The organism is Klebsiella sp. PK01 (assembly GCF_057624675.1).
The window spans coordinates 131,451-155,610 of the sequence record NZ_JBYEZM010000004.1; the positions used below are offsets into that span (position 1 = coordinate 131,451).

A 24,160-nucleotide genomic window follows, 5' to 3' on the forward strand; every position below is an offset into this window, starting at 1 on the left:
TAACATAGCATGTGTTTTAGCGAGATGGCTGCCTGAATCTTTACCCTTTACAGCAGAGGGTTAAATGCTGCGCATTCGCCACTATCCGACGATGTGCCTCAGCACATCCCACTGACGACAATGCGGTTATCTTCGATTATGTTTGTCTACTCCGCGGTCAGGGCGATAAAACACCAAACTCGCGGCATGCGCATCTCTGGTGCTACGTGCGGAGACGGAAATTGCTAAGCTAGGTAATAATTAACGAAACACTAATGAATACGCGTAGTTATGGAATCCTGGAAGGTTAATCTCATTTCTGTCTGGTTCGGCTGTTTTTTCACCGGACTCGCCATCAGTCAAATTCTGCCCTTCTTACCGCTGTATGTCTCTCAGTTGGGCGTTACCTCACACGAAGCGCTGTCGATGTGGTCGGGCTTGACCTTTAGCGTCACCTTCCTGGTGTCGGCGATTGTCTCGCCGATGTGGGGGAGCCTGGCAGACCGCAAAGGGCGCAAACTCATGCTGCTGCGCGCCTCCCTTGGTATGGCGATTGCGATTTTGCTGCAGGCTTTTGCGAACAACGTCTGGCAGCTATTTATTTTGCGTGCGGTAATGGGGCTGACCTCCGGTTATATTCCCAACGCCATGGCGCTGGTGGCCTCGCAGGTGCCGCGTGAACGCAGCGGTTGGGCGCTCAGTACGCTGTCGACGGCGCAGATAAGCGGCGTGATCGGCGGCCCGCTGCTCGGCGGTTTTCTTGCTGACCACGTCGGCCTGCGGGCGGTGTTTTTCATTACCGCGATTTTACTGACGGTCAGTTTCCTCGTGACGTTGTTTCTGATTAAAGAGGGCGCCCGGCCGCAAGTGAGCAAAGCTGAACGCCTGAGCGGCAAAGCGGTCTTTGCTTCATTGACCCATCCGGGGCTGGTGATTAGCCTGTTTTTCACCACCCTGGTTATCCAGTTGTGTAACGGCTCTATCGGGCCGATTCTGGCATTATTTATCAAGTCGATGGCGCCGGACAGCAACAATATCGCGTTTCTGGCGGGGATGATTGCCGCCGTACCGGGGATTTCGGCATTGATTTCCGCGCCTCGCCTGGGAAAACTCGGCGATCGCATCGGGACGTCGCGCATTTTGCTGGCGACGTTATGCTGCGCGGTGGTGATGTTCTTTGCGATGTCGTTCGTGACCTCGCCGCTCCAGCTCGGGGTATTGCGCTTCCTGCTGGGCTTTGCCGACGGCGCGATGTTACCGGCGGTTCAGACGCTGCTCTTGAAATACTGCAGCGATAACGTCACCGGGCGTATTTTCGGTTATAACCAGTCATTTATGTATCTGGGTAATGTCGCCGGGCCGCTCATTGGCGCTTCGGTCTCGGCAATGGCGGGGTTCCGCTGGGTGTTTATTGCCACTGCGTTGATTGTCCTGATTAATATCTGGCAACTGGCGATTATGTTACGCCGTAGCCGCCGCGCGGCCGTTTAAATAAAAATATTGGGCGCTCATAAGGGCGCCTTATATTAATCAGCTGATATAGCTATTAACCATTACCTTTAGTTATCCTTAAATAGTGCGACACATATTCCATTTTATTATTTACTATTAAATTTGGTTATAGAATTATCTTTTTGCTATTAATGATAGGGGCTTTCCCTTTGTTGCCTGGCGGTAATAAAAACGTTTCGCTGAATATTATTGCAGGAATAACCCTATTATTTCAAAATAATTCTGGTATCGATATGCCAATGTATGACATAACTAGGCCATTATGGATGTTGCTTAAGGATAATGCGTAATGAAAAATCTCATTGCTGAGCTGTTGGTCAATCTGGCGCAAAAAGAAGAAGAGGCGAAAGAGCTGACGGTACAGGTTGAGGCGCTGGAAATTGTCGTCACCGCGCTGCTGCGCCATATGGCTGAGGATGCGCAGCAACGTTTGATTCAGGATATCGAAACCGCCATGGAGCAGGTAAAGCCCGGACCGCTGGTGGACGACCGTGACACCCACCTTCTGCAGCAATATATAAAAAAGCTGCTCCGGCATCCTCGTAACTAATCATGTGACCAGTAAGGATGCTGTCATTTTTCTGTCACACCACTTTTATAAAGTCTCCCTCGTTTTGTTTTTTAAGTATTTTTTACATGGAGACGACAAAGTGAAATTATCTGCCCTCTTTATTGCCCTGTTACCGCTGCTGGCTCCCCCGGTTATTCATGCACAAACAACTTCTTCGCCGGTGCTGGAAAATCGCGCGGCCCAGGGCGATATCACGACCCCAGGCGGCGCGCGCCGTTTAACGGGCGATCAGACCGAAGCGCTGCGCGCTTCTTTAATCAATAAGCCGGCGAAAAATATTATTTTGCTCATTGGCGATGGCATGGGCGATTCAGAAATTACCGCCGCTCGAAATTATGCCGAAGGCGCCGGCGGTTTCTTTAAAGGTATTGATGCCCTGCCGCTGACGGGCCAGTACACTCATTATTCTCTGGATAAAAAAACCGGCAAACCGGATTACGTGACGGATTCCGCCGCTTCGGCAACCGCGTGGACCACCGGCGTGAAAAGCTATAACGGCGCGCTGGGCGTTGATATCCACGAAAAAGATCATCAGACCATCCTTGAGCTGGCGAAAGCCGCGGGTCTTGCCACCGGCAATGTCTCGACGGCTGAGCTGCAGGATGCGACGCCGGCGGCGCAGGTGGCCCATGTGACCTCGCGTAAATGCTATGGTCCCAGCGTGACCAGCGAAAAATGCGCCAGCAACGCGCTGGAAAAAGGCGGCAAGGGCTCTATCACCGAACAACTGCTGAATGCCCGTCCGGATGTCTCTTTAGGCGGCGGGGCGAAGACCTTTGCTGAAACGGCGACCGCAGGGGAGTGGCAGGGGAAAACCCTGCATGAGCAGGCGGTCGCTCGCGGCTATCAGATTGTGACCGACGCCGCTTCTCTCGCCGCTATCAGCGAAGCAAATCAGGGTAAACCGTTGCTCGGTCTGTTCTCCGACGGCAATATGCCGGTGCGGTGGGAAGGCCCGAAAGCCTCTTATCACGGCAATATCGACAAACCGCCGGTAACCTGTACCCCAAACCCGAAACGCGATGCTTCCGTACCGACGCTGGCGCAGATGACCGAAAAAGCGATTGATCTCCTGAGCCGCAACGAGAAAGGTTTCTTCCTGCAGGTTGAGGGGGCGTCTATCGATAAACAGGACCACGCGGCAAACCCTTGCGGCCAGATTGGCGAAACCGTCGACCTCGATGAAGCGGTACAGAAAGCGCTGGAATTTGCCAAAAAAGAGGGTAATACCCTGGTGATCGTCACCGCCGATCACGCCCACTCCAGCCAGATTATCCCGGCCGACACGAAAGCGCCGGGCCTGACCCAGGCGCTGACGACCAAAGATGGGGCGGTAATGGTGATGAGCTATGGCAACTCTGAAGAAGAGTCGATGGAACACACCGGCACCCAACTGCGTATTGCCGCCTACGGCCCGCATGCGGGCAACGTCGTGGGTCTTACCGACCAGACCGATCTGTTTTACACCATGAAAGACGCGCTGGGTCTGAAATAACCCGCGGCCGGTAACGAATTTACGTTACCGGCTGGTTTTTTTGCTGATAGCGACCAGACTTACAGAGATCCACTAACAGAGGGATGGTGTGATGAAAATAACATTTCTGGTAACCCTACTTTTTGGTTTGGTCTTTGTTGCCGCGGTAAGTGCCGCAGATAAAACGTTAACGCCTCAGCAGCAGAAAATGAGCGTATGTAATACCGAAGCGGCGTCAAAGTCGCTGAAGGGGGATGAACGTAAAGCCTTTATGAGCAATTGCCTGAAGAAAGATGCGCCAGCGGCCGGCAAGACGCTGACGCCTCAACAGCAGAAGATGAGCGCTTGTAGCAAAGAAGCGTCGTCGAAATCGCTGAAGGGTGACGATCGTAATAAGTTTATGAGTACCTGCCTGAAGAAATAAGATGACGGGTGGGGCGGTGGCGCCTCACCCGTAGTCTCTTTGAGGATTATCAGGAACGGCTCAGTTGCTCTGATTTTTCCATACACTTCGCCATTGCTTCGATAACGGCTGAACGGAAACCTTTTTCTTCCAGTACGCGAACCGCTTCAATGGTGGTGCCGCCCGGCGAGCAGACCATATCTTTCAGCGCGCCCGGATGTTCGCCGCTTTCCAGTACCATCTTCGCTGACCCCATGACCGCCTGCGCGGCGAATTTGTAGGCCTGCGCGCGCGGCATACCGCCGAGAACGGCGGCATCGGCCATGGCTTCGATAAACATAAAGACGTAAGCCGGCGCGGAACCGCTGACGCCAACCACCGGGTGAATCATCGGTTCGGCGATGGTTTCCGCCAGGCCGAAGCAGCGGAAAATGGTTAATACCTCGGCGATCTCTTCCGCGCTGACCAGCGCGTTTGGCGTCACGGAGGTCATCCCGGCGTTCACCAGCGACGGCGTGTTCGGCATGGCGCGAATAATTTTGCGATCGTGGCCCAGCGCGCGCGCCAGCTGATCCAGCGTGACGCCTGCGGCTATCGAGACCACCAGCGAATCTTTGTTCAGACTGGAAGCGATATCGCTTAATACCTTGGTCATGATCCCCGGCTTCACCGCGCCGAAGACGATATCGGCGACCTGAGCGACTTCCTGCGCGCTTTCCGCCGCATTAATACCGTACTGGTCATGCAGGGCGGCAACTTTGTCCGGCGATGGGGTATAGACCCAGATTTGCGCCGGTTGCACTTGTCCGCTGGCGATCAGGCCGCCGAGAATGGCTTTACCCATGTTACCGCAGCCGATAAAGCCAATTTTCTTATCCATTACCTTTCCCCTCTGCATTTTTCGTTACGATCCCACTAGCTTATCATCCTGGCGCTTTTCTGGGGGAGAAAAGCAGGCGACAATGTCGCAACCTTTGCCGACGACAGGAGCCGAAATGGCGATTTGGGTAGATGCGGACGCGTGTCCGAATGTCATTAAAGAAATTTTGTTCCGCGCCGCCGAACGCACGCAGACGCCGCTGACGCTGGTCGCCAACCAGTCGCTGCGGGTTCCACCGTCGCGCTACGTCCGCGCGCTAAGGGTGGCGCAGGGTTTTGATGTTGCCGATAACGAGATTGTCCGTCTCTGTGAACCGGGCGATTTGGTGATCACCGCTGACATCCCGCTGGCGGCGGAAGTGCTGGCGAAAGGAGGGGCGGCGCTGAATCCGCGCGGCGAGCGCTACAGTGAGGCGACCATTCGCGAGCGCCTGACGATGCGTGATTTTATGGAGACGATGCGGGCCAGCGGCGTACAGACCGGCGGCCCGGATAGTTTATCGCAGCGCGATCGGCAGTTATTCGCCGCCGAGCTGGAGAAGTGGCTGCTTGCGGTTAAACGTCAGCAGGATTAAACCCAGCTGTCGTCATCGCTACCGAAATCATCGTCATTGCCGAAGCCGGCGTCGAAATCGGAGTCAAGGGTGTTGTTGTCCGCCAGGAAAGGATCGTCCTGCTGGCGGAACGGATCCTCGGGGGCGTTATTATCCAGCGCCGGGCTGACGTCTTGTTGCTGCTGCGGCTGCTGTTCATCGATGATGTTCACAATCTCCTGCGGGTGTGAACCACTAAACATATTGGTCAGCATATTGCCCAACACTACGCCGCCTGCCACCCCGGCCGCGGTTTGTAGCGCGCCCGCCATAAAGCCGCCGCCGCTGCGGCCTGCCGCCTGCGGGGCATAGTTTTGCTGCGGCGCATACTGCGGTTGCGCGTTATTGGCCTGCGGGCGGCCATATTGCTCGGCCCCAGGAATCGGATCGGAGCCGCGGGACTGGCCGCCGCCGAACAGGCCCGACAGGAACCCGCCGCTGCTCGGTTTTGCCGCCTGCAGCTGGCTAACCTGAGCCTCCAGCGCCTGAATGCGGTCGTTAAGTTGTTTGATAGCCGCTTCCTGAATCAGGATAGTTTGCGCCATATAGTACGGGGCCGCCGGCTGCTGGGTTACGTGCTGGGCAATCCGCTCCTCGGCGCTGGCGTCGCGCGATGCGCTGTGCGTCTCGGCCTCTTTTAAACGGGAAAACAGGCCATCAATAAGGCGTTGTTCTTCAGATTGCATGATACATTCCTCTGTCACACGGGTCATTTACCGTCAGAGTGCGACGGTCGGGCGGTGTTGTAAATATGTTGCAGCGTAAAGCTGTGCAGAAATGTGTTACCGTTTACGGCAAAGAATGGATAAAAAATAATCCTTCGCCTTTAAGTAAAGCTGGCATAACACTAAATGCAATGATAAGTTTACATGCGGAATCCATTCAAACTCTGTGGTAAATAGGGTTCCCTAAAAAATGTAACGATTATTTTACGGTTATCGTGGCAGGCATTTGCAGGTATCATGGCGTACTTTTCGCCTTTATTTCTCCGCGACACGCGGAACCAGGGGGTCTTCGGTAATGACACAACCAATTTTTCTCATCGGGCCGCGAGGCTGCGGTAAAACGACGATCGGCCATGCCCTGGCGCGCGCGCTGCATTTCCAGTTTTCCGATACCGATCATCGTTTGCAGGCGCATGAGAAACGCACGGTAGCGGAAATCGTGCAGAAAGAGGGCTGGGAACGCTTTCGTGAACTGGAGACGCTGTCGCTGAAGGCCGTTACGCTGCCGGATACGGTTATTGCGACCGGCGGAGGAATTATTCTCGCTGAACGCAATCGTCTGTTTATGCGTGAAAACGGCATCGTGATTTATCTGCAGGCTTCTGTTAACGCCTTAATTGAGCGTCTGGAAGCATACCCGCAGGCGGAACAGCGTCCAACGCTGACCGGTAAGCCCGTCCGCGAGGAAGTCGGCGAAGTGTTGGCGCAGCGGGAAGCCCTGTACCGCGAAACCGCCCATCATACCGTAGACGCCACCGCGACGCCGGACGCGGTGGTTGAACAGATTATGACCATGCTGTGCGATGTGACGGTAAGTTAGGATTTTACCTGGGTCAGGGGGGAAAGCGGAGCCTATACTTAATTGTTCTGACAGCCGAAAAAGGAAGAACAATGCCAAACAGACCCCCTTATCCGAGACAAGCACGCGTTGTCGCCGTCGAAAAAGGCGCCGCGGGTCAGACGGTCACCTGGTATCAGCTGCGTGCGGATTACCCTACACCCGATTCGCTGATCAGCGAACATCCCTCCGAGCAGGAAGCGTTAGACGCTAAACGGCGCTACGAAGATCCCGAAAAAACATAATCCCCCGGCCCGGTTTGTGCCATGAAGATGGCAATACCGGGCCCAGCTCACATTTTTAATTCATCAATGGTACTAATGAATACCTAACACACGGATTTTTCAGGAGCGACTCTGAAGCTTCTGGAATCTTTACATTCCGCAGCGCCGCTGAGCTGCTACGCTTCTCGACGGTTGATTTTTACTCACCAGGGGGGCGGATGTCGTGTGTGAAAAGCCTGTATTGAAGCAGTGGTAGTGAAAAGGTACATGATATGAGTGCAACGATGGCAATTTTGACCATTGGCGTGGCGCCGGTGGCGGAAGTTTTGCCGCTGTTAACCGAACATATCAGGGAAGAGCAGATCACCCATATTAGCCTGTTAGGTAAAATGACGCGTGAAGACGTTATGGAAGATTATGCCGTGGAATCCGGTGACCAGGGGCTGCTGACCTTACTCAATGACAACCAACTGGTGGAAGTCTCCCGCCAAAAGGTGGAGCGCGATCTGCGCTGCGTTATCGAGATGCTGGATCGGCAGGAATATGATGTCATTCTTCTTCTCAGTTCCGAACAGTTGAGCGGCCTTGCGACGCACAACGCTATCCTTCTTGAGCCTGAACGGATTATTCCGCCGCTGGTGGCATCGATCGTCGATGGCCATCAGGTGGGTGTGATTGTACCCGTTGAAGAAGTCCTGCCCCTGCAGCGGCAAAAGTGGCTCACTTTAGAAAATACGCCTTACTATGCGCTGGCGAACCCGATGGGCGGCAGCGACAGCGATCTGCTGGATGCAGGAAGAGGTTTAGTCGAACAGGGGGCGGATGTACTGGTGCTCGACTGTCTTGGCTATCATCAGCATCACCGCGACGTATTACAAAAGGCGCTGGATGTCCCGGTATTATTGTCAAATGTGCTGGTTTCGCGACTGGCGGCAGAACTATTAGTTTAACCTGACGTTATCGATTAATTTTGCGTGACAGGGGCAAGGAGCGCCCCCTATATTGAAGCTTCAACCAACGATGATAAGGTCTTGTTTATGCTTCAAAGCAATGAGTATTTTTCAGGGAAAGTGAAATCTATCGGCTTCACCAGCAGCAGTACCGGCCGCGCCAGCGTTGGGGTGATGGCAGAGGGTGAATACGCCTTTGGCACCGCCCAGCCGGAAGAGATGACCGTGGTCAGCGGCGCGTTGAACGTGCTGTTACCGGGGGAAACGGAATGGAAGGTGTACGCGGCAGGTGAAGTGTTTAACGTGCCGGGTAATAGCGAATTCCACCTGCAGGTGGCAGAACCGACTTCCTACCTGTGCCGTTATCTGTAATTTAAGCGCCTTCCTGCCGCGTCCACTTTCCGGGCCCGGCAGGAAGGTGATGCCTTAGCGCTGAGCTTCGCCGCCGAGGCCTTCTACCAGGTTTTGGATCAATGCCGCCAGCTCGCCGGTCATTAAGATAAAGTCGGCGTCAAAACGCTGCGCAAAATCTTCGCGGTCAATATCTTCATTCTGGTCACGTAATTCGTCGCAGAACTTCAGACGTTTGATCGATGCGTCGTCGCAGATCATAAACTGGATACGCTGCTGCCAGTCGAGCGCCAGTTTGGTGACCACTTTACCCGCTTCGATATGTACGGCGATCTCATCGCTCACCAGATCCTGTTTCTTCGCGCGGATCACGCCGCCATCTTCCAGCATCGCTTTCAATTCAGCTTCGTCAAGCAGCTGGAAGCCCTGAGCCACGCTACCGGAGCGCACCCATTCGGTCAGCGTCAGCTCGATCGGATTTTCCAGCGTCAGCGGCACCACCGGCAGCGAGCCCAGCGTTTTACGCAGCAGCGCCAGCGTATCTTCCGCTTTCTTCGCGCTGGCGCAGTCCACCATGATCAGGCCATTGACGGTATCGATCCACATCATCGTCTGGCTGAAGCGGCTAAAGGCGCGCGGCAGCAGCGAGTGCAGCACTTCATCTTTCAGCGAATCTTTTTCCGTTTTCTTCAGCTTGCGGCCCTGATCGGCTTCGAGCTTGAGGATCTTCGCTTCCAGCGCCTGTTTGATCACCGGCGACGGCAGGATCTTTTCTTCTTTACGGGCGCAGATAACGATCTGGCCGTTTGCCGTATGCGTCAGCGCGTCGCTGTGCGATCCCATCGGCGATACCCAACCGGTTTTCGCCATATCCTGGCTGCCACAAGGGGTAAATGTCAGCTCGGCCAGCTGTTTTTCCATCTCTTCGGCGCGCAATTCGATATCGCGGCTCAGACGGTAAACCATTAAATTTTTGAACCACAGCATGATAATTTCCACGGCTTTGTCGTTAAATCAGGCGGGCATGATAGCGAATTGTCGCTATGCTTGCATTGTTAATCGGGGTGAGGAGCAGACTGTGCGTATTGGTATTGATTTAGGTGGAACAAAAACAGAAGTCATCGCCCTGAGTGAGCAGGGCCAGCAGTTATTTCGCCACCGCTTGCCAACCCCGCGGGAGGATTATCGCCAGACCATCGAGACCATTGCCTCGCTGGTGGAGATGGCCGAGCAGGCGACCGGGCAGCGCGGCACCGTCGGTATGGGCATCCCCGGCTCGATTTCGCCATATAGTGGGGTGGTGAAAAACGCCAACTCGACCTGGCTGAACGGCCAGCCCTTCGATAAAGACCTCAGCCTGCGCCTCAATCGTGAGGTCCGGCTTGCCAACGATGCTAACTGCCTGGCGGTTTCGGAAGCGGTCGATGGCGCGGCCGCGGGGGCGCAAACCGTGTTTGCGGTCATTATCGGTACCGGCTGCGGCGCGGGAGTGGCGTTGAACGGGCGCGCGCATATCGGCGGCAATGGTACAGCCGGCGAATGGGGACACAACCCGCTGCCGTGGATGGATGAAGATGAGCTGCGCTATCGTCAGCAAGTGCCTTGTTATTGCGGCAAGCAGGGGTGTATTGAAACCTTTATTTCCGGCACCGGTTTCGCCACCGACTTTCAGCGGCTAAGCGGAAAACCGTTAACCGGCAGCGAGATTATGCGCCTGGTGGGGGAAGGTGACGAAAAGGCCGAACTGGCGCTGCGCCGCTACGAGCAGCGGCTGGCGAAATCGCTGGCGCACGTGGTGAATATCCTCGATCCGGATGTCATTGTGTTAGGCGGCGGGATGAGCAACGTCGAACGTCTGTATCAAACGGTTCCGGGGCTGATGAAACAGTGGGTATTCGGCGGAGAATGCGAGACGCCGATTCGCCAGGCGATGCATGGCGATTCCAGCGGCGTACGCGGCGCGGCATGGCTGTGGCCGCTATAATCTCATTCCCTCTCCCCCCTGTGGGGAGAGGGTTAGGGTGAGGAGAAGACTTCACTCCACCGCAAACGCTTTCTCCAACCGGCTGTATCCCAGACCGTTTATCTTTTTCACTTTAATCTGCACCGGGATGCGTTCTTTCATCGCCTCGACGTGGCTAATCACGCCAATAACTTTGCCGCTGGCGTTAAGCGCGTCGAGCGCATCCAGCGCGGTATCCAGCGTTTCGCTATCCAGGGTGCCGAATCCTTCATCAAGGAAGAGCGAATCAATTCGCGTCTTATGGCTCACCAGGTCAGATAGCGCCAGCGCCAGCGCGAGGCTCACAAGGAAGCTTTCGCCGCCGGAAAGCGTGCGGGTATCGCGCACCGCGTCGGCCTGCCAGGTGTCCACCACTTCCAGCTCCAGCGCCTCGCTGGCTTTGCGTTGCAGCAAGTAGCGACCATGCAGGCGGTTGAGCTGCTGGTTAGCCAGCCACACCAGATTATCCAGCGTCAGCCCCTGGGCGAATTTACGGAACTTATCGCCCTCTTTTGAACCAATGAGCGCATTCAGCCAGGCCCAGTCTTCGACCTGCTGCGCTGCTTGTTCCATCTGCTGGCGTAATGATTGCTGGCGCTGTTGGTTATCGCTGTTTTGCTTCAACTGCTGGCGGATCTCACCCTGACGGGCGCTGTTTTCCCGCAACTGGCGCGCCAGTTGCTCCAGCCTATTCTCTCGCTGCTCCAGCGGCTGGTTGATATCAATATCGCCGGGCGGCTGTTGCTGATGGCGTTCAAGCGACGCCTGCGCCCGCAGGGCCAGCGTTTGGTTCTGCTGAACTTCTTTTTCCAGCGTCTGCTTGAGTTGTTCCAGCCGCTGGCGGCTAGCCTCGTCAAGCAAAGCGGCAAGAAAGGCCGTTTGGTCGGCAAACGGGCTGGCGGCCAGCGCGGCGGTAAACTGCTTTTCGCTTTCCTTCACCTGCGCCTGCTGCTGGCTTTCCTGCTGGCCCAGCGTTTGCCACTGGCTCTGTAGCGCCAGGCAATCATCATGCACCTGCCGCCAGCCCTCCAGCGGCGCGGGAACGACGGTTTCCGTTGACTCGGGCAGCGTCTCAAGCAGCGGCGTTAGCTGCTGGCGTTGCTCCTGCAGCGCGGCGGCTTCATTTTGTTTCGCCTGCCAGCTGTGGGTCTCGGCTTCGCGCTGGGCCAGCCAGTCGTTAGCCTCCGCGGCAGGCGGAAGCGCCAGGGAATAAACCTCCAGTTCCGCCTGCAGCGCGCGACGGCGCTGTTCGAGATCCTGCTGTAACTGCTGGAGCTGCTGCTGGCTCTCCTGCTGTTGCGCCTGCCAGGCCAGTCGTTGTTGATGCTGATACAGCTGCTGTTCATGCTGCTGTTGGCTATCAAGCCAGCCGGCAATATCATCCTGCGGCGTTAGCGCGATCGCTAATTCCGCGAGGGTGGCTTGCCATTGAGAGGTGAGCGCTTGCTCCTGCTGCAGAAGCGATGTTTTCTCGTCAGCGTCTTTTTGCTGTTGTTTAAGCAACGCTTCAAGCTGGCCGCGCAGCTGCGCGCCTTCTTCCGCCAGCTGTCGCACTTCCCGATCCAGCGCGTCGCGGCGGGTTTGGTTGATGCCGGGCACCAGCGCCTGGTATTCCGCCACCGCCGGATGATGTTCGGAACCGCACAGTGGACAAGGCGCGCCTGGCTGCAGGCGGGCGCGCTCGGCTTCCAGCCCGGCGATACGCGCTTCCAGTTCGCAGATGGCTTTTACATCGCTGAGCTGTTGATTTTTTTCCTTCCACGCCTGGCGGCGCTGTTGTAGCGCGGCTTCAAGCTTCTCTTTTTCCTGCTGTGAGGCGTTTTCCGCGCTCTGTAGCTGCTGCAGACGCAGGAACAGCGGCTGCAGCTGGCGATGGAGGGTTGAGAGCTGCTGGCGCAGCGGGCGGGCGGCGGCATGCTGTGCCAGCTCGCGGCTGACCTGCTGCGCGTCGAGGGTTAGCGCGGTGGCCGGCAATTCGCCGAGCTTACGGCTGGCATCCTGCAGGCGCTGCTGTAGCGTCAACTCTTGCTGAGCGTCGCGGTTAAGCTGCTGGAAGGTGGCTTTCCAGCCTGCCAGCGCCGTACTCCACTGCAGGAATCGCTCGTGCGCTTTAAGCCACTCATGCAACGATTGCTGGCTGGATTCTAGTTGAGCCAGACGTTGTTGGGCTGCCAGGCGGATCCCGGCGCGACGGCGCAGGCTGTCCTGTAAGCGAGTATTTACTTCCTCAACCTGACGGCGGGTTTGCGCCAGCGCGGTACTGTGTTCCTGCAGCCGCGACCATAATGGTCGCAGTTGCTCTGCCGGCTGCGCGGTTTGTAGCGCCGCCAGCTGCGGCGCGGCGGCTTCCTGCGCCAGTAACGCCTGCTGTAAAGCGGCCTGCGCCTGGGTGGCTTCCGCGTTTAGCTCCTGACGGCGGCGTAGCCACTGTAGGGCATTTTGCTGGCGGGTCTGTTCGGCAAGCTGCTGCTGTTCTTCAGCAGTAAGTACTTGCAAACTTTGCTGTAACGCCTGCTGCTGCTCATCATTTAACAGTACGACGCCGGAGGCCTGCGCCTGCAGCTTTTCCAGCTCAATGCGGGCGAGTTTATGTTTTTCAAAGACCTGCGCGGAAATTTGCCCGTAAATTTCAGTCCCGGTCAGCTCTTCCAGCAGCTCGGCGCGCTCTTTCGGTTTGGCATTGAGGAAAGCGGCGAATTGTCCCTGCGAAAGCAGCATTGAACGGGTAAAGCGCCCATAGTCGAGGCCGGTAATTGATGCCGTCAGCTCCAGTTTGTCTTTGACCTTGTCGGCAAGAATTTTACCGTCGTCGCAGCGCGCCAGCTCAACGCGCGGCGCCTGTAGATTGCCATCCGGCTGGTTGCGGGCGCGGTTCTGGCTCCAGAAGGCGCGATAGGCGGTGCCCCGGACCTCAAATTCAACTTCCGCCAGGCACTCGGCGGTGTCGCGGGTCATCAGATCGTTTTGCGATTGCGATACGCTGCTCAGGCGCGGCGTTTCGTGGTACAGCGCGAGACAGATGGCATCTAACAGGGTGGTTTTCCCGGCGCCGGTCGGCCCGGTAATCGCGAATAACCCATTGCTGGCGAATGGTTCAGCGGTAAAGTCGATTTTCCATTCGCCTTTCAGCGAGTTAAGGTTTTTCAGACGTAGGCTCAGGATTCTCACAGGTGTTCCTCACCGTTCAGGCTATGCAGCGTTTCCGTAAACAGTTGCTCCAGCCGCAGTTGCTGTGGAGCATCAAGAGTTTCCAGCGCCAGGCGGCGGGCAAACACCTCTTCCACCTGCAGTTCGCTCAGCGTTTCTCGCTGAACGCCGGCCAGAATGCGTTCACGCTGGGCGCGACTGCGGCGCACCAGCAGCACTTCCACCGGCAGCGATTCGGTCTGCTGCTGAATTTTTCTTTGGATATCGTGCAGATATTCATCGCTGGTGATTTCGATATCCAGCCAGACCGGCGGCTGCTGCGCGCTATCCTGCCACTGCTGAAGCTGTTCGGTGATGCTGGCGAAATCGCCTTTCAGTACCGCCAGCGGCTGGGTGATCGGCACCGGCAGCGGCGTCACCTCGCTGAGCTTGCCCTCCCTGAATGAGACCAGATTAACGCTTTTGTTTTTTCCGGTTTCATCAAAACTCAGCGGCAGCGGCGAACCGCTGTAGCGAATATGCTCGCAGCCGCCAACCAACTGGGCGCGATGAATATGGCCGAGCGCGATGTAATCGGCGGGCGGAAAGCGGTTGGCCGGGAAGGCGTCGAGGGTACCGATATAGATTTCACGGACCGCGTCGCTTTTGCTGGCGCCGACGGTGGTGAGGTGGCCGCTGGCAATAATCGGTAGTGCCCGTTCGCCGCGCAGATCGCAGGCCTGCTGATATTGCTGCTGATAGTAGTCGCTGATGGCGGTGAGCAACTGCTGCTGTTTTTCGCCGCTGGAGTGGCCAGCCTGGCTGACCACCAGTTCGCGCGGGCGCAAAAACGGCACCGGGCAGAAGACCGCGCCGGGCGCGCCGTCGCGCCGCGGCAAGATAAAGGGCGCGTGGCCGGCGTTGGCGACCACGGTGGTTTTCAGGAAGGCGAGTATTTCGCGCGACTCGTTTAACGTCGCCACCGAATCGTGGTTGCCCGCCAGCACCACCAACTGGCAGCCGGTTTGCTGCAGCTGAACGACAAAACGGTTATACAGTTCGCGGGCGTAGCTCGGCGGAGAGCCGGTATCAAAAATATCGCCGGCGACGATAATGGCATCCACCTCGTATTCCTGCGCGCGTTCCAGCAGCCAGTCGAGAAAGGCGGCGTGTTCGTCCGCGCGGCTTTTGCTGTAGAAGTTCTGGCCGAGGTGCCAGTCGGAGGTATGAAGGATGCGCATAAAAATTCCGTTGCGATAAAAGCCAGGCGGCCATTATAACGTTGATCCTGCCGCCCGTATTCCTTTTGCCCTATTACGGCGAGACAGGATGCGTTAAGTGCGTGTCATCATTCAAAATCCGCATTCATCAGACGGTCATTTTTTCATAAATCTGTCACAAATCTGACGCATAATGGCCGCGCACTTCTATACTGATGGCTAAAAAACACAGGGTAAATAATGGCGAGAAGAATTCTGGTCGTTGAAGATGAAGCTCCAATCCGCGAAATGGTCTGCTTTGTTCTGGAGCAAAACGGCTTTCAGCCCGTTGAGGCGGAAGATTTTGACAGTGCGGTGAATCAACTCAATGAACCCTGGCCCGATTTGATTCTCCTCGACTGGATGTTGCCGGGCGGATCGGGGCTACAGTTTATTAAACAGCTTAAGCGCGAAGCGATGACCCGCGATATTCCGGTGGTGATGCTGACGGCGCGCGGCGAAGAAGAAGATCGCGTTCGCGGTCTGGAAACCGGCGCGGATGATTATATTACCAAGCCGTTTTCGCCGAAGGAGCTGGTGGCGCGAATTAAGGCGGTGATGCGGCGTATTTCGCCAATGGCGGTTGAAGAGGTGATTGAGATGCAGGGGCTGAGCCTGGATCCTTCCTCGCATCGCGTCATGACCGGTGAAAATCCGCTGGATATGGGGCCGACCGAGTTTAAATTATTACACTTCTTTATGACCCACCCGGAACGCGTATACAGCCGTGAACAGCTGCTGAATCACGTTTGGGGAACCAACGTTTACGTTGAAGACCGGACGGTGGATGTGCATATTCGCCGCCTGCGCAAAGCGCTGGAACATAGCGGCCATGACCGAATGGTACAGACGGTTCGCGGCACGGGATATCGTTTCTCCGCCCGTTTCTGAATTTTGACAGGAGTGTGACCCGTGCTGGAACGGCTGTCATGGAAAAGGCTGGCGCTTGAGCTTTTCTTATGTTGTATCCCGGCCCTGATCCTCGGGGCGTTTTTCGGTCATCTGCCGTGGTTTTTACTGGCGGCGGTGACCGGGTTGCTTATTTGGCATTTCTGGAATTTGTTACGTCTGTCATGGTGGTTGTGGGTCGATCGCAGTATGACGCCGCCGCCGGGAAGCGGCAGTTGGGAACCGCTGCTGTATGGTCTGCATCAAATGCAGATGCGTAATAAAAAACGTCGCCGCGAGCTGGGAAGCCTTATCAAGCGCTTTCGCAGCGGGGCGGAATCCTTACCCGATGCGGTGGTGCTGACCACCGAAGAGGGCGCCATCTTCTGGTGTAATGGCCTGGCGCAACAAATCCTTAATCTACGCTGGCCGGACGATAGCGGGCAGAATATCCTCAACCTGCTGCGCTACCCAGAGTTTGCTAACTATCTGAAAAACCGTGATTTCACCAAGCCCCTTAATCTGGTGCTCAATAACGCCCGTCATCTGGAAATTCGCGTGATGCCTTATAGCGATAAACAGTGGTTGATGGTGGCGCGCGATGTCACGCAAATGCACCAGTTGGAAGGCGCGCGGCGTAACTTTTTCGCCAACGTCAGCCACGAGCTGCGCACGCCGCTCACCGTACTGCAGGGTTATCTCGAGATGATGCAGGAGCAGGTGCTGGAAGGGCCGACGCGGGAAAAAGCCCTGCATACCATGCGTGAGCAAACGCAGCGGATGGAAGGGTTGGTGAAGCAGTTGCTGACGCTCTCGCGTATTGAAGCCGCGCCGGTGCTGGCGATGAACGATAAAATCGACGTCCCGATGATGCTGCGGGTGGTTGAGCGCGAGGCGCAAACGCTAAGCCAGGGTAAGCATCAGTTGCACTTTAGCGTCGACGAAACGCTCCAGGTGATGGGTAACGAAGAGCAGTTGCGCAGCGCGATTTCCAATCTGGTGTACAACGCCGTAAACCATACGCCAGCGGGAACCGAGATCCGCGTCGTCTGGCAGCGGGCGCCGCACGGCGCGCTGTTTAGCGTTGAGGATAACGGCCCGGGCATTGCGCCTGAGCATCTACCCCGGCTAACCGAGCGGTTCTACCGCGTCGACAAGGCGCGCTCCCGGCAAACCGGCGGCAGCGGTTTAGGGCTGGCTATCGTGAAACACGCGGTCAGCCATCACGAAAGCCGCCTGGAAATCGAAAGTACGGTCGGGAAGGGAACGCGCTTTAGCTTCCTGCTGCCGGAACGTTTAATTGCCAAAAATGTCGCCTGACGCGGCGTTTGTCAGCTTTCCTTGCCAATGACCAGCTTCGGCTGGTCATTTTCATTTGCAGTCAACTTTACGTTGCGTATTAAACGAACGCCTGGTTATTTATTGTTCGCATGATTAGCCACGCGTTTTGCGTCGTTATGGTCAATTAATCCAGGTTCAAAATCATAGTTAGCATAATCATCTGGTTTTACGATCCCACCTTGCTTTAAAACGTTATAAGCGTTTAAATTGCCCCCTATGCAGTCCCGGTAAGACTGCTTTTGCGTGGTAATTCAAAAAACAATTCTTTTCCACGCCGCTTCGAGAGCATATCTCGCTGAGTTTACAGGCAATGGCCGCTGTATCATCCCGAAAGGAAGGCACGGTATTTTTCCGTTTTTACAACACCACATCCACAGGCAGTAATGAATTTATGACCCATCAGTTAAAATCTCGCGACATCATCGCGCTGGGCTTTATGACCTTCGCGCTGTTCGTTGGCGCAGGCAACATTATCTTCCCTCCGATGGTTGGCTTACAGGCCGGCGAACACGTCTGGACCGCAGCCATTGGCTTCCTGATTACCGCCGTGGGTTTGCCGGTGCTAACGGTAGTCGCGCTGGCGAAAGTCGGCGGCGGCGTTGAGCGTCTGAGCTCGCCAATCGGCAAAGTTGCGGGCATTCTGCTGGCCGTGGTGTGCTACCTGGCGGTTGGGCCGCTGTTCGCGACCCCGCGTACCGCCACCGTTTCATTTGAAGTGGGGATTGCTCCGCTGACCGGCGACGGCGCGCTGCCGCTGCTTATCTATAGCGTTATCTATTTCGCGCTGGTGATTCTGGTTTCCCTCTATCCGGGCAAACTGCTGGATACCGTCGGCAATTTCCTGGCGCCGCTGAAAATTATCGCCCTGGTCGTGCTCGCGGTGGCCGCGGTTATCTGGCCGGCTGGCCCGATTAGCGACGCGATGGAAGCCTATCGTACCGCGCCGTTCTCTAATGGTTTCGTCAATGGCTATCTGACCATGGACACGCTGGGGGCGATGGTCTTCGGTATCGTTATCGTCAATGCCGCGCGTTCCCGCGGCGTTAGCGAAGCCCGATTGCTGACTCGCTACACCGTCTGGGCTGGTCTGATGGCCGGCGTGGGCCTGACGCTGCTGTACCTGGCGCTGTTCCGCCTGGGTTCCGATAGCGCGACGCTGGTCGATCAGTCGGCAAACGGCGCGGCTATTCTGCACTCCTACGTGCAGCATACCTTCGGCGGCGCGGGCAGCTTCCTGCTGGCGGCATTGATATTTATCGCCTGTCTGGTCACCGCGGTTGGCCTGACCTGCGCCTGCGCTGAGTTCTTCGCGCAGTATCTGCCGCTGTCGTATCGTTCGCTGGTGTTTATTCTCGGCCTGTTCTCCATGGCGGTTTCTAACCTGGGGCTCAGCCATCTGATTCAGATCTCGATTCCGGTGTTAACCGCTATTTATCCGCCGTGTATCGCACTGGTGGTATTAAGCTTTACCCGCGGTTGGTGGCATAATTCCTCCCGCGTTATCGCGCCGGCAATGTTTATCAGCCTGATGTTTGGTATCATTGACGGTGTTAAAGCATCGGCGTTCGCAGATATCCTGCCGCAATGGACCGCGAGCCTGCCGCTGGCAGCGCAAGGTCTGGCATGGTTGCTGCCAACCGCGGTGATGGCTGTGCTGGCCGCGATCATCGATCGCGCAGCGGGTAGCCCGGTGGTCTCAAAAGCCCACTAACCGACGCTTTACGCAGGTGTTTAACCACGGGACTTAAGGTCCCGTGGTTTTTTGTTTTTTTGGTCATTCCCTTTTGCGTTTTGCCCCCGCAAAGCACAAACGAGAAAAACGGCATGGAACACGATGGAAAGTAGTAACAAGCTTAAGCGCGGGCTAAGTACCCGGCACATTCGCTTTATGGCCCTTGGTTCCGCTATTGGTACCGGCCTGTTCTATGGTTCGGCTGACGCCATTAAAATGGCGGGGCCGAGCGTATTGTTGGCATACATTATCGGCGGCGTGGCGGCGTATATCATCATGCGCGCGCTGGGCGAAATGTCGGTGCATAACCCTTCCGCCAGCTCTTTCTCGCGTTATGCGCAGGAGAACCTCGGCGGGCTGGCCGGCTATATCACCGGCTGGACCTATTGTTTTGAAATCCTGATCGTCGCGATTGCCGACGTGACCGCCTTCGGTATCTATATGGGCGTCTGGTTCCCGACGGTGCCGCACTGGATATGGGTACTGAGCGTGGTGCTGATTATCTGCGCCGTCAATCTGATGAGCGTGAAGGTGTTCGGCGAACTGGAGTTCTGGTTCTCATTCTTTAAAGTCGCCACGATTATCATCATGATCCTCGCCGGTTTCGGCATCATCATCTGGGGTATTGGCAACGGCGGTCAGCCCACCGGGATTCATAACTTATGGAGTAACGGCGGCTTCTTCAGTAACGGCTGGCTGGGGATGGTGATGTCGCTGCAGATGGTGATGTTCGCCTACGGAGGAATTGAGATTATCGGTATCACCGCCGGTGAAGCGAAGGATCCGGAAAAATCCATTCCGCGGGCGATTAATTCGGTGCCGATGCGTATCCTGGTGTTCTACGTGGGGACGCTGTTCGTCATTATGTCTATCTATCCCTGGAACCTGGTGGGGACTAACGGCAGCCCGTTCGTGTTGACCTTCCAGCATATGGGAATTACCTTTGCCGCCGGCATCCTGAACTTCGTGGTGTTAACCGCCTCGTTGTCGGCGATTAACAGCGACGTATTCGGCGTTGGTCGTATGCTGCACGGAATGGCCGAACAGGGGAGCGCGCCGAAGGTATTCGCCAAAACGTCGCGTCGCGGTACGCCATGGGTGACGGTGCTGGTGATGACCGTGGCGCTGCTGTTTGCGGTCTATCTCAACTACATCATGCCGGAAAACGTCTTCCTGGTGATTGCCTCGCTGGCGACCTTCGCCACGGTGTGGGTGTGGATTATGATCCTGCTGTCGCAAATCGCTTTCCGTCGTCGCCTGTCGCCGGAAGAGGTTAAGGCGCTGAAGTTTAAAGTGCCGGGCGGCGTGGCCACCACCGTGGTCGGCCTGCTGTTCCTGGTCTTTATCATCGCGCTTATCGGCTACCATCCGGATACCCGCATATCGCTGTACGTCGGCTTTGCGTGGATCGCGCTGCTGCTCGTTGGCTGGAAAATTAAGACCCGCCGCGACCGTCAGTTAGCCCAGGCGCAGTAATTCTCCGCTCTTCCGGGTCCGGCTTTGCCGCGGCCCGGAAAAATCACATCCTCCTCCTTTCTCCTCCCCCAATTATTCTATTGATGATGAGTTATACGCCGGTTCTCTGTGGCAAGGTGTGGCCATTACGCAAAAAGAGGAATGATGATGTTGAAGGCCTGGCACCTGCCGGTTGCTCCTTTTATTAAAGAGCAGCAGGAACGACTCGTTATCACATTGTGGCTAAGCGGCGAAACAATGCCGCAGCGCATTACGCTGCGCGCGGAAGAAGACAATGAAGAGCTGTCGTTGCCCATGCAGCGCCTGCGCCAATCCCCACACGCCGATGTCGTCGCCTGGCGTGGGGAGATCAACCTGACGAACGGCCAGCCGCGCCGCCGCTATAGCTTTAAGCTGCTGTGGGCGGACCGTCAGCTGTGGTTTACGCCGCAGGGTTTTCAGCGTTTTCCGCCCGCACGGCTGGAGCAGTTTGCGGTTGATGTGCCGGATAGCGGCCCGCAGTGGGTCGCCGATCAGGTCTTTTATCAAATTTTCCCCGACCGTTTCGCCCGTAGCGAGGCGCGAGAAGCCGGGCAGGACCAGGTTTATTACCACCATGCGGCCGGCCAGGATATTGTGCTAAAAGCGTGGGATGAGCCGTTAACCGGCGAGGCGGGCGGTTCGACCTTTTATGGCGGCGATCTCGACGGTATTAGCGAGAAGCTTCCTTATCTGAAGCAGCTTGGCGTGACCGCGCTGTATCTCAACCCAGTATTCGTCGCGCCCAGCGTACATAAATACGATACCGCTGATTACCGCCGTGTCGATCCGCAGTTCGGTGGCGATGCCGCGCTGCTGCGCCTGCGCCACAATACGCAGCGTGAAGGGATGCGGCTGATCCTCGACGGCGTGTTTAACCATACCGGTGACTCGCACCCGTGGTTCGATCGCCACCAGCAGACGAGTAACGGCGCCTGCCATCGGCCGGATTCACCGTGGCGTGAGTGGTTTAATTTTTCCCCGGACGGGGTAGCGCATAACTGGCTGGGTTACGCCAGTCTGCCAAAACTTGACTACCGTTCATCGAGCCTGGTTAATGAAATCTATGCTGGCGAAGACAGCGTGGTGCGCCACTGGTTAAAAGCGCCGTGGAGTATGGACGGCTGGCGGCTGGACGTGGTGCATATGCTGGGCGAAGATGGCGGCGCGCGCAACAACCTGCGCCATATTGCCGGTATCACCCAGGCGGCGAAGCGGGAGCAGGCGGAGGCTTTTGTATTCGGCGAACATTTCGGCGATGCGCGCCAGTGGCTGCAGGCTGATGCCGAAGATGCGGCGATGAACTATCGCGGTTTTACCTTCCCGCTGTGGGGGTTCCTCGCTAATACCGATATCTCCTACGATCCGCAGCACATCGATGCGCAGACCTGTATGGCGTGGATGGACAACTATCGCGCCGGACTGTCGCATCAGCAGCAATTGCGGATGTTTAACCAACTGGATAGCCACGATACCGCGCGTTTCAAATCCTTGCTGGGTAAAGATGTGGCGCGACTGCCGCTGGCGGTGGTCTGGCTGTTCTGCTGGCCGGGCGTTCCGTGTATTTACTATGGTGATGAAGTCGGCGTCGATGGCAACAACGATCCCTTCTGCCGTAAACCCTTCCCATGGGATCCGGCACTGCAGGATGAAACCTTGTTGGCGTTATATAAACGTATGACCACCTTGCGTAAGGGGCATCAGGCGCTGCGCTACGGCGGCTGCCAGGTCATCTATGCGGAAGATAACGTGGTGGTCTTTGTTCGCGTTTATAAACAGCAGCGGGTGCTGGTGGCGATAAACCGCGGTCACGCCTGCGAGGTGGTAATCGACGCATCGCCGTTGCTGGAGGGGAAAACGTGGCAGCGTAAAGAAGGCGCGGGCGACATGCACGATGATGTGCTGAGTCTGCCCGCGATTTCCGCTAGCGTCTGGTGTAGCCGTTAACGGTAGAGCTGGCTCAGACAGCTGTCTTCGAGAATAGCTTCTCGCCACCAGCGCTGAGCCAGACCGTTATTGCCGCTACGCCAGGCCATATAGGTAATATCTTTCTCACGGCTCGAAATCACCGGTTTCTCCAGCAACTCACCGCTCTCCAGCCACGGGCGGGCGATGTGGCGGGGCAGGAATCCGCACCCCAAACCGGCGCGCAGGAGCGCGACTTTGGTGGCGAAATCATCGACCCGGATTTGCTCCTGCTCATCGAGCAGGTTGCTGTTCAATGGATGACAGTAGCGGGCGCTATCGCTAATAACCACCGCGCGATGCAGGCTAAGCTGTTTGTTGGTCAGCGGTTGGGTCGTTTCCGCCAGCGGGTGGCCGGGCGCGACAACGAACACGTTGTCCATCGCGCCGAGCATTTTCCACGACCATTCCGCTGAAGTCGGCGGTTCGTTAATCGCCCCAAGAATAATATCCGCGCCGTTGTGAGTCAGCTCTTCCCACGAGCCTGCCAGGGTATGGTGGGTAAAGTTGAGGCGGGTTTGCGGATATTGCGCGTAAAACTTTTCAATCAGCGGCAATAGGGCCTGGAAAGGAAAAGAGTCGTCCAGCGCAATCGCCAGATCCCGCTCCCAGCCGGAACTCAGCAGCTGCGCCTGTTTTTCCAGATCGTTGGCGGCATTGAGCAGCAGGCGCCCCTTTTCCAGCATCATTTTACCGGTATCGGTAAATTTCGCCCGGTGTCCGGAACGATCCAGCAGACTGATGTTTAGATCGCTTTCCAGTTTTTGGATCATGTAGCTCAGCGCGGCGGGGGTTTTAAATAGCGACTCGGCCGCCAGCGCGAACGAGCCATGTCTATCCAGAGCATCAAGAATCAAAAGTACATCAAGGTTTAAACGCATTAGTTTCGATCCGTCAGTCTAATAATAACGTTGTTTTACCGAAGGGCCATGTTCAATTCCAGTGAATAAATTAGAACAGTTTCCCGTAATTTTTTGATTAGCTTTATTTAAATATTCAAACGGCCATTATTTTTACTCAAGTGAATTAAAACGGAAAGAATTCTTTAATAACTCGTTAGAAATTACTGACTATACTCATCATGCGTTATTGGCCACAATCAGCACAGCACAACGGCAGTGTATTATCTTCCTAACTAATTGATTAATAGGATGTGTTATGTCTATTCGTGAACTGATTGATCCGTCTAATTCCACCCTTATTTTTATTGACCACCAGCCGCAAATGGCTTTTGGTGTGGCCAATATCGATCGCCAGACGCTGAAAAATAACACCGTCGCGTTGGCCAAAGCGGGTAAGATTTTTAACGTTCCGGTTATTTATACCTCTGTCGAAACCAAAAGCTTCAGCGGCTATATCTGGCCAGAACTGCTGGCGGTTCATCCTGAAGTGAAACCGATTGAACGTACTTCTATGAACTCCTGGGAAGACGCCGGTTTTGTTAATGCGGTAAAAGCCACTGGACGTAAAAAACTGATTATTTCCGCGCTGTGGACCGAAGTGTGCCTGACTTTCCCGGCGCTGATGGCGCTGGAAGCAGGTTATGAAGTGTACGTGGTAACCGATACCTCCGGTGGTACCTCCGTTGACGCTCACGAGCGCGCCATCGACCGTATGGTGCAGGCCGGCGCCGTGCCGGTGACCTGGCAGCAGGTTCTGCTGGAGTACCAGCGCGACTGGTCACGTAAAGAGACTTACGACGCGGTGATGGATCTGGTTCGCGAACATAGCGGCGCCTACGGTATGGGCGTGGATTATGCTTATACCATGGTGCACGGCGCGCCGGAACGTAAAGCCTAAAACACTTCACCCTGCAAGCTGCCTCTTTGTTGGCTTCGTTTGCCCGCCCCGGTC

22 protein-coding genes are annotated in these 24,160 nt (G+C 56.1%); 16 read left to right on the forward strand and 6 right to left on the reverse strand.

Annotation, left to right across the window (positions count from 1 at the left end; all coding sequences use genetic code 11):
* Window positions 1-270 precede the first annotated feature (270 nt).
* From AC22LX_RS13850 to AC22LX_RS13865, 4 genes are all read left to right on the forward strand, one after another.
* Window positions 271-1,470 (forward strand): multidrug efflux MFS transporter, encoded by a 1,200-nt coding sequence (locus tag AC22LX_RS13850; RefSeq protein ID WP_045390975.1) that lies wholly within the window; start codon window positions 271-273, stop codon window positions 1,468-1,470.
* 310 nt (window positions 1,471-1,780) lie between these two features.
* On the forward strand, window positions 1,781-2,041 hold the full coding sequence (iraP, locus tag AC22LX_RS13855) for an anti-adapter protein IraP (protein ID WP_045390972.1): 261 nt from the start codon (window positions 1,781-1,783) through the stop codon (window positions 2,039-2,041).
* A 100-nt stretch (window positions 2,042-2,141) separates the two neighbouring features.
* Complete coding sequence (gene phoA / locus AC22LX_RS13860; RefSeq protein ID WP_015368025.1) at window positions 2,142-3,557, forward strand: alkaline phosphatase; 1,416 nt, start codon at window positions 2,142-2,144, stop codon at window positions 3,555-3,557.
* A gap of 91 nt (window positions 3,558-3,648) precedes the next feature.
* Complete coding sequence (locus tag AC22LX_RS13865) at window positions 3,649-3,960, forward strand: PsiF family protein (RefSeq protein ID WP_047078668.1); 312 nt, start codon at window positions 3,649-3,651, stop codon at window positions 3,958-3,960.
* A 49-nt stretch (window positions 3,961-4,009) separates the two neighbouring features.
* On the opposite strand, the gene proC is transcribed toward AC22LX_RS13865, so the two are convergent.
* Window positions 4,010-4,819, reverse strand: a complete 810-nt coding sequence (gene proC, locus AC22LX_RS13870; RefSeq protein WP_063447731.1) for a pyrroline-5-carboxylate reductase — start codon at window positions 4,817-4,819, stop codon at window positions 4,010-4,012.
* A 115-nt stretch (window positions 4,820-4,934) separates the two neighbouring features.
* Here proC and AC22LX_RS13875 point away from each other — a divergent pair, with 115 nt between their 5' ends.
* Window positions 4,935-5,393, forward strand: a complete 459-nt coding sequence (locus AC22LX_RS13875; RefSeq protein ID WP_015368022.1) for a YaiI/YqxD family protein — start codon at window positions 4,935-4,937, stop codon at window positions 5,391-5,393.
* Here AC22LX_RS13875 and AC22LX_RS13880 read toward each other — a convergent pair.
* Entirely contained in the window at window positions 5,390-6,097 is a 708-nt protein-coding gene (locus tag AC22LX_RS13880) for a DUF2076 domain-containing protein (RefSeq protein ID WP_063447732.1), read from the reverse strand. The genes AC22LX_RS13875 and AC22LX_RS13880 overlap by 4 nt on opposite strands.
* 334 nt (window positions 6,098-6,431) lie before the next feature.
* Here AC22LX_RS13880 and aroL point away from each other — a divergent pair, with 334 nt between their 5' ends.
* From aroL to ppnP, 4 genes are all read left to right on the forward strand, one after another.
* Window positions 6,432-6,956, forward strand: coding sequence for a shikimate kinase AroL (aroL, locus tag AC22LX_RS13885; RefSeq protein WP_032707531.1), 525 nt, complete (start codon window positions 6,432-6,434; stop codon window positions 6,954-6,956).
* Between the two features lie 71 nt (window positions 6,957-7,027).
* The gene (locus AC22LX_RS13890) at window positions 7,028-7,219 is read left to right on the forward strand and encodes a YaiA family protein (RefSeq protein WP_015368019.1); all 192 of its coding nucleotides are present in this window, start codon (window positions 7,028-7,030) and stop codon (window positions 7,217-7,219) included.
* Between the two features lie 251 nt (window positions 7,220-7,470).
* A complete protein-coding gene (locus AC22LX_RS13895; protein ID WP_015704547.1) occupies window positions 7,471-8,148 on the forward strand; it encodes an AroM family protein in 678 nt (225 codons plus the stop codon).
* An 87-nt stretch (window positions 8,149-8,235) separates the two neighbouring features.
* Window positions 8,236-8,520 carry a pyrimidine/purine nucleoside phosphorylase gene (gene ppnP / locus AC22LX_RS13900; protein ID WP_015368017.1) on the forward strand — a complete coding sequence of 95 codons (285 nt, stop codon included), beginning with the start codon at window positions 8,236-8,238 and terminating at the stop codon, window positions 8,518-8,520.
* A gap of 54 nt (window positions 8,521-8,574) precedes the next feature.
* Here ppnP and rdgC read toward each other — a convergent pair whose 3' ends face one another.
* Window positions 8,575-9,486 (reverse strand): recombination-associated protein RdgC, encoded by a 912-nt coding sequence (gene rdgC, locus AC22LX_RS13905; protein ID WP_049061870.1) that lies wholly within the window; start codon window positions 9,484-9,486, stop codon window positions 8,575-8,577.
* A gap of 91 nt (window positions 9,487-9,577) precedes the next feature.
* Here rdgC and mak point away from each other — a divergent pair, with 91 nt between their 5' ends.
* The gene (mak, locus tag AC22LX_RS13910; protein WP_213292739.1) at window positions 9,578-10,483 is read left to right on the forward strand and encodes a fructokinase; all 906 of its coding nucleotides are present in this window, start codon (window positions 9,578-9,580) and stop codon (window positions 10,481-10,483) included.
* A 51-nt stretch (window positions 10,484-10,534) separates the two neighbouring features.
* Here the strand turns inward: mak and sbcC are convergent, their stop codons facing one another.
* Both sbcC and sbcD read right to left on the reverse strand, forming a co-directional pair.
* Window positions 10,535-13,669, reverse strand: coding sequence for an exonuclease subunit SbcC (gene sbcC / locus AC22LX_RS13915; RefSeq protein ID WP_213292738.1), 3,135 nt, complete (start codon window positions 13,667-13,669; stop codon window positions 10,535-10,537).
* Window positions 13,666-14,868: an exonuclease subunit SbcD gene (gene sbcD, locus AC22LX_RS13920; RefSeq protein ID WP_047050741.1), complete on the reverse strand. Its 1,203-nt coding sequence runs from the start codon at window positions 14,866-14,868 to the stop codon at window positions 13,666-13,668. The genes sbcC and sbcD overlap by 4 nt, the downstream gene beginning before the upstream one ends.
* Window positions 14,869-15,087: 219 nt before the next feature.
* Between sbcD and phoB the strand changes: the two genes are divergently transcribed.
* The 5 genes from phoB (at window position 15,088) to malZ (ending at window position 22,288) form a co-directional block, all read left to right on the forward strand.
* On the forward strand, window positions 15,088-15,777 hold the full coding sequence (gene phoB / locus AC22LX_RS13925; protein ID WP_004099401.1) for a phosphate response regulator transcription factor PhoB: 690 nt from the start codon (window positions 15,088-15,090) through the stop codon (window positions 15,775-15,777).
* A gap of 21 nt (window positions 15,778-15,798) precedes the next feature.
* Window positions 15,799-17,094, forward strand: coding sequence for a phosphate regulon sensor histidine kinase PhoR (gene phoR / locus AC22LX_RS13930; RefSeq protein WP_045390952.1), 1,296 nt, complete (start codon window positions 15,799-15,801; stop codon window positions 17,092-17,094).
* A 412-nt stretch (window positions 17,095-17,506) separates the two neighbouring features.
* Window positions 17,507-18,826, forward strand: coding sequence for a branched-chain amino acid transporter carrier protein BrnQ (brnQ, locus tag AC22LX_RS13935; RefSeq protein WP_015368011.1), 1,320 nt, complete (start codon window positions 17,507-17,509; stop codon window positions 18,824-18,826).
* A gap of 123 nt (window positions 18,827-18,949) precedes the next feature.
* Window positions 18,950-20,323: a proline-specific permease ProY gene (proY, locus tag AC22LX_RS13940; RefSeq protein ID WP_045390949.1), complete on the forward strand. Its 1,374-nt coding sequence runs from the start codon at window positions 18,950-18,952 to the stop codon at window positions 20,321-20,323.
* A gap of 147 nt (window positions 20,324-20,470) precedes the next feature.
* Window positions 20,471-22,288, forward strand: a complete 1,818-nt coding sequence (gene malZ, locus AC22LX_RS13945) for a maltodextrin glucosidase (RefSeq protein ID WP_047044533.1) — start codon at window positions 20,471-20,473, stop codon at window positions 22,286-22,288.
* On the opposite strand, the gene AC22LX_RS13950 is transcribed toward malZ, so the two are convergent.
* Window positions 22,285-23,187 (reverse strand): LysR family transcriptional regulator, encoded by a 903-nt coding sequence (locus tag AC22LX_RS13950; RefSeq protein WP_045390943.1) that lies wholly within the window; start codon window positions 23,185-23,187, stop codon window positions 22,285-22,287. The genes malZ and AC22LX_RS13950 overlap by 4 nt on opposite strands.
* A gap of 277 nt (window positions 23,188-23,464) precedes the next feature.
* Between AC22LX_RS13950 and AC22LX_RS13955 the strand changes: the two genes are divergently transcribed.
* Entirely contained in the window at window positions 23,465-24,106 is a 642-nt protein-coding gene (locus AC22LX_RS13955; RefSeq protein ID WP_045390940.1) for a hydrolase, read from the forward strand.
* Window positions 24,107-24,160 lie beyond the last annotated feature (54 nt).

Excerpts from the sequence above, each read along its gene's own strand:
- AC22LX_RS13865 (WP_047078668.1), top strand. The coding sequence starts at position 3,649 with ATGAAAATAACATTTCTGGTAACCCTACTTTTTGGTTTGGTCTTTGTT.
- rdgC (WP_049061870.1), bottom strand. The coding sequence starts at position 9,486 with ATGCTGTGGTTCAAAAATTTAATGGTTTACCGTCTGAGCCGCGATATC.
- aroL (WP_032707531.1), top strand. The coding sequence starts at position 6,432 with ATGACACAACCAATTTTTCTCATCGGGCCGCGAGGCTGCGGTAAAACG.
- brnQ (WP_015368011.1), top strand. The coding sequence starts at position 17,507 with ATGACCCATCAGTTAAAATCTCGCGACATCATCGCGCTGGGCTTTATG.
- AC22LX_RS13850 (WP_045390975.1), top strand. The coding sequence starts at position 271 with ATGGAATCCTGGAAGGTTAATCTCATTTCTGTCTGGTTCGGCTGTTTT.
- AC22LX_RS13890 (WP_015368019.1), top strand. The coding sequence starts at position 7,028 with ATGCCAAACAGACCCCCTTATCCGAGACAAGCACGCGTTGTCGCCGTC.
- malZ (WP_047044533.1), top strand. The coding sequence starts at position 20,471 with ATGTTGAAGGCCTGGCACCTGCCGGTTGCTCCTTTTATTAAAGAGCAG.
- proY (WP_045390949.1), top strand. The coding sequence starts at position 18,950 with ATGGAAAGTAGTAACAAGCTTAAGCGCGGGCTAAGTACCCGGCACATT.
- ppnP (WP_015368017.1), top strand. The coding sequence starts at position 8,236 with ATGCTTCAAAGCAATGAGTATTTTTCAGGGAAAGTGAAATCTATCGGC.
- AC22LX_RS13950 (WP_045390943.1), bottom strand. The coding sequence starts at position 23,187 with ATGCGTTTAAACCTTGATGTACTTTTGATTCTTGATGCTCTGGATAGA.
- AC22LX_RS13880 (WP_063447732.1), bottom strand. The coding sequence starts at position 6,097 with ATGCAATCTGAAGAACAACGCCTTATTGATGGCCTGTTTTCCCGTTTA.
- phoB (WP_004099401.1), top strand. The coding sequence starts at position 15,088 with ATGGCGAGAAGAATTCTGGTCGTTGAAGATGAAGCTCCAATCCGCGAA.
- AC22LX_RS13895 (WP_015704547.1), top strand. The coding sequence starts at position 7,471 with ATGAGTGCAACGATGGCAATTTTGACCATTGGCGTGGCGCCGGTGGCG.
- sbcD (WP_047050741.1), bottom strand. The coding sequence starts at position 14,868 with ATGCGCATCCTTCATACCTCCGACTGGCACCTCGGCCAGAACTTCTAC.
- AC22LX_RS13955 (WP_045390940.1), top strand. The coding sequence starts at position 23,465 with ATGTCTATTCGTGAACTGATTGATCCGTCTAATTCCACCCTTATTTTT.
- iraP (WP_045390972.1), top strand. The coding sequence starts at position 1,781 with ATGAAAAATCTCATTGCTGAGCTGTTGGTCAATCTGGCGCAAAAAGAA.
- AC22LX_RS13875 (WP_015368022.1), top strand. The coding sequence starts at position 4,935 with ATGGCGATTTGGGTAGATGCGGACGCGTGTCCGAATGTCATTAAAGAA.
- proC (WP_063447731.1), bottom strand. The coding sequence starts at position 4,819 with ATGGATAAGAAAATTGGCTTTATCGGCTGCGGTAACATGGGTAAAGCC.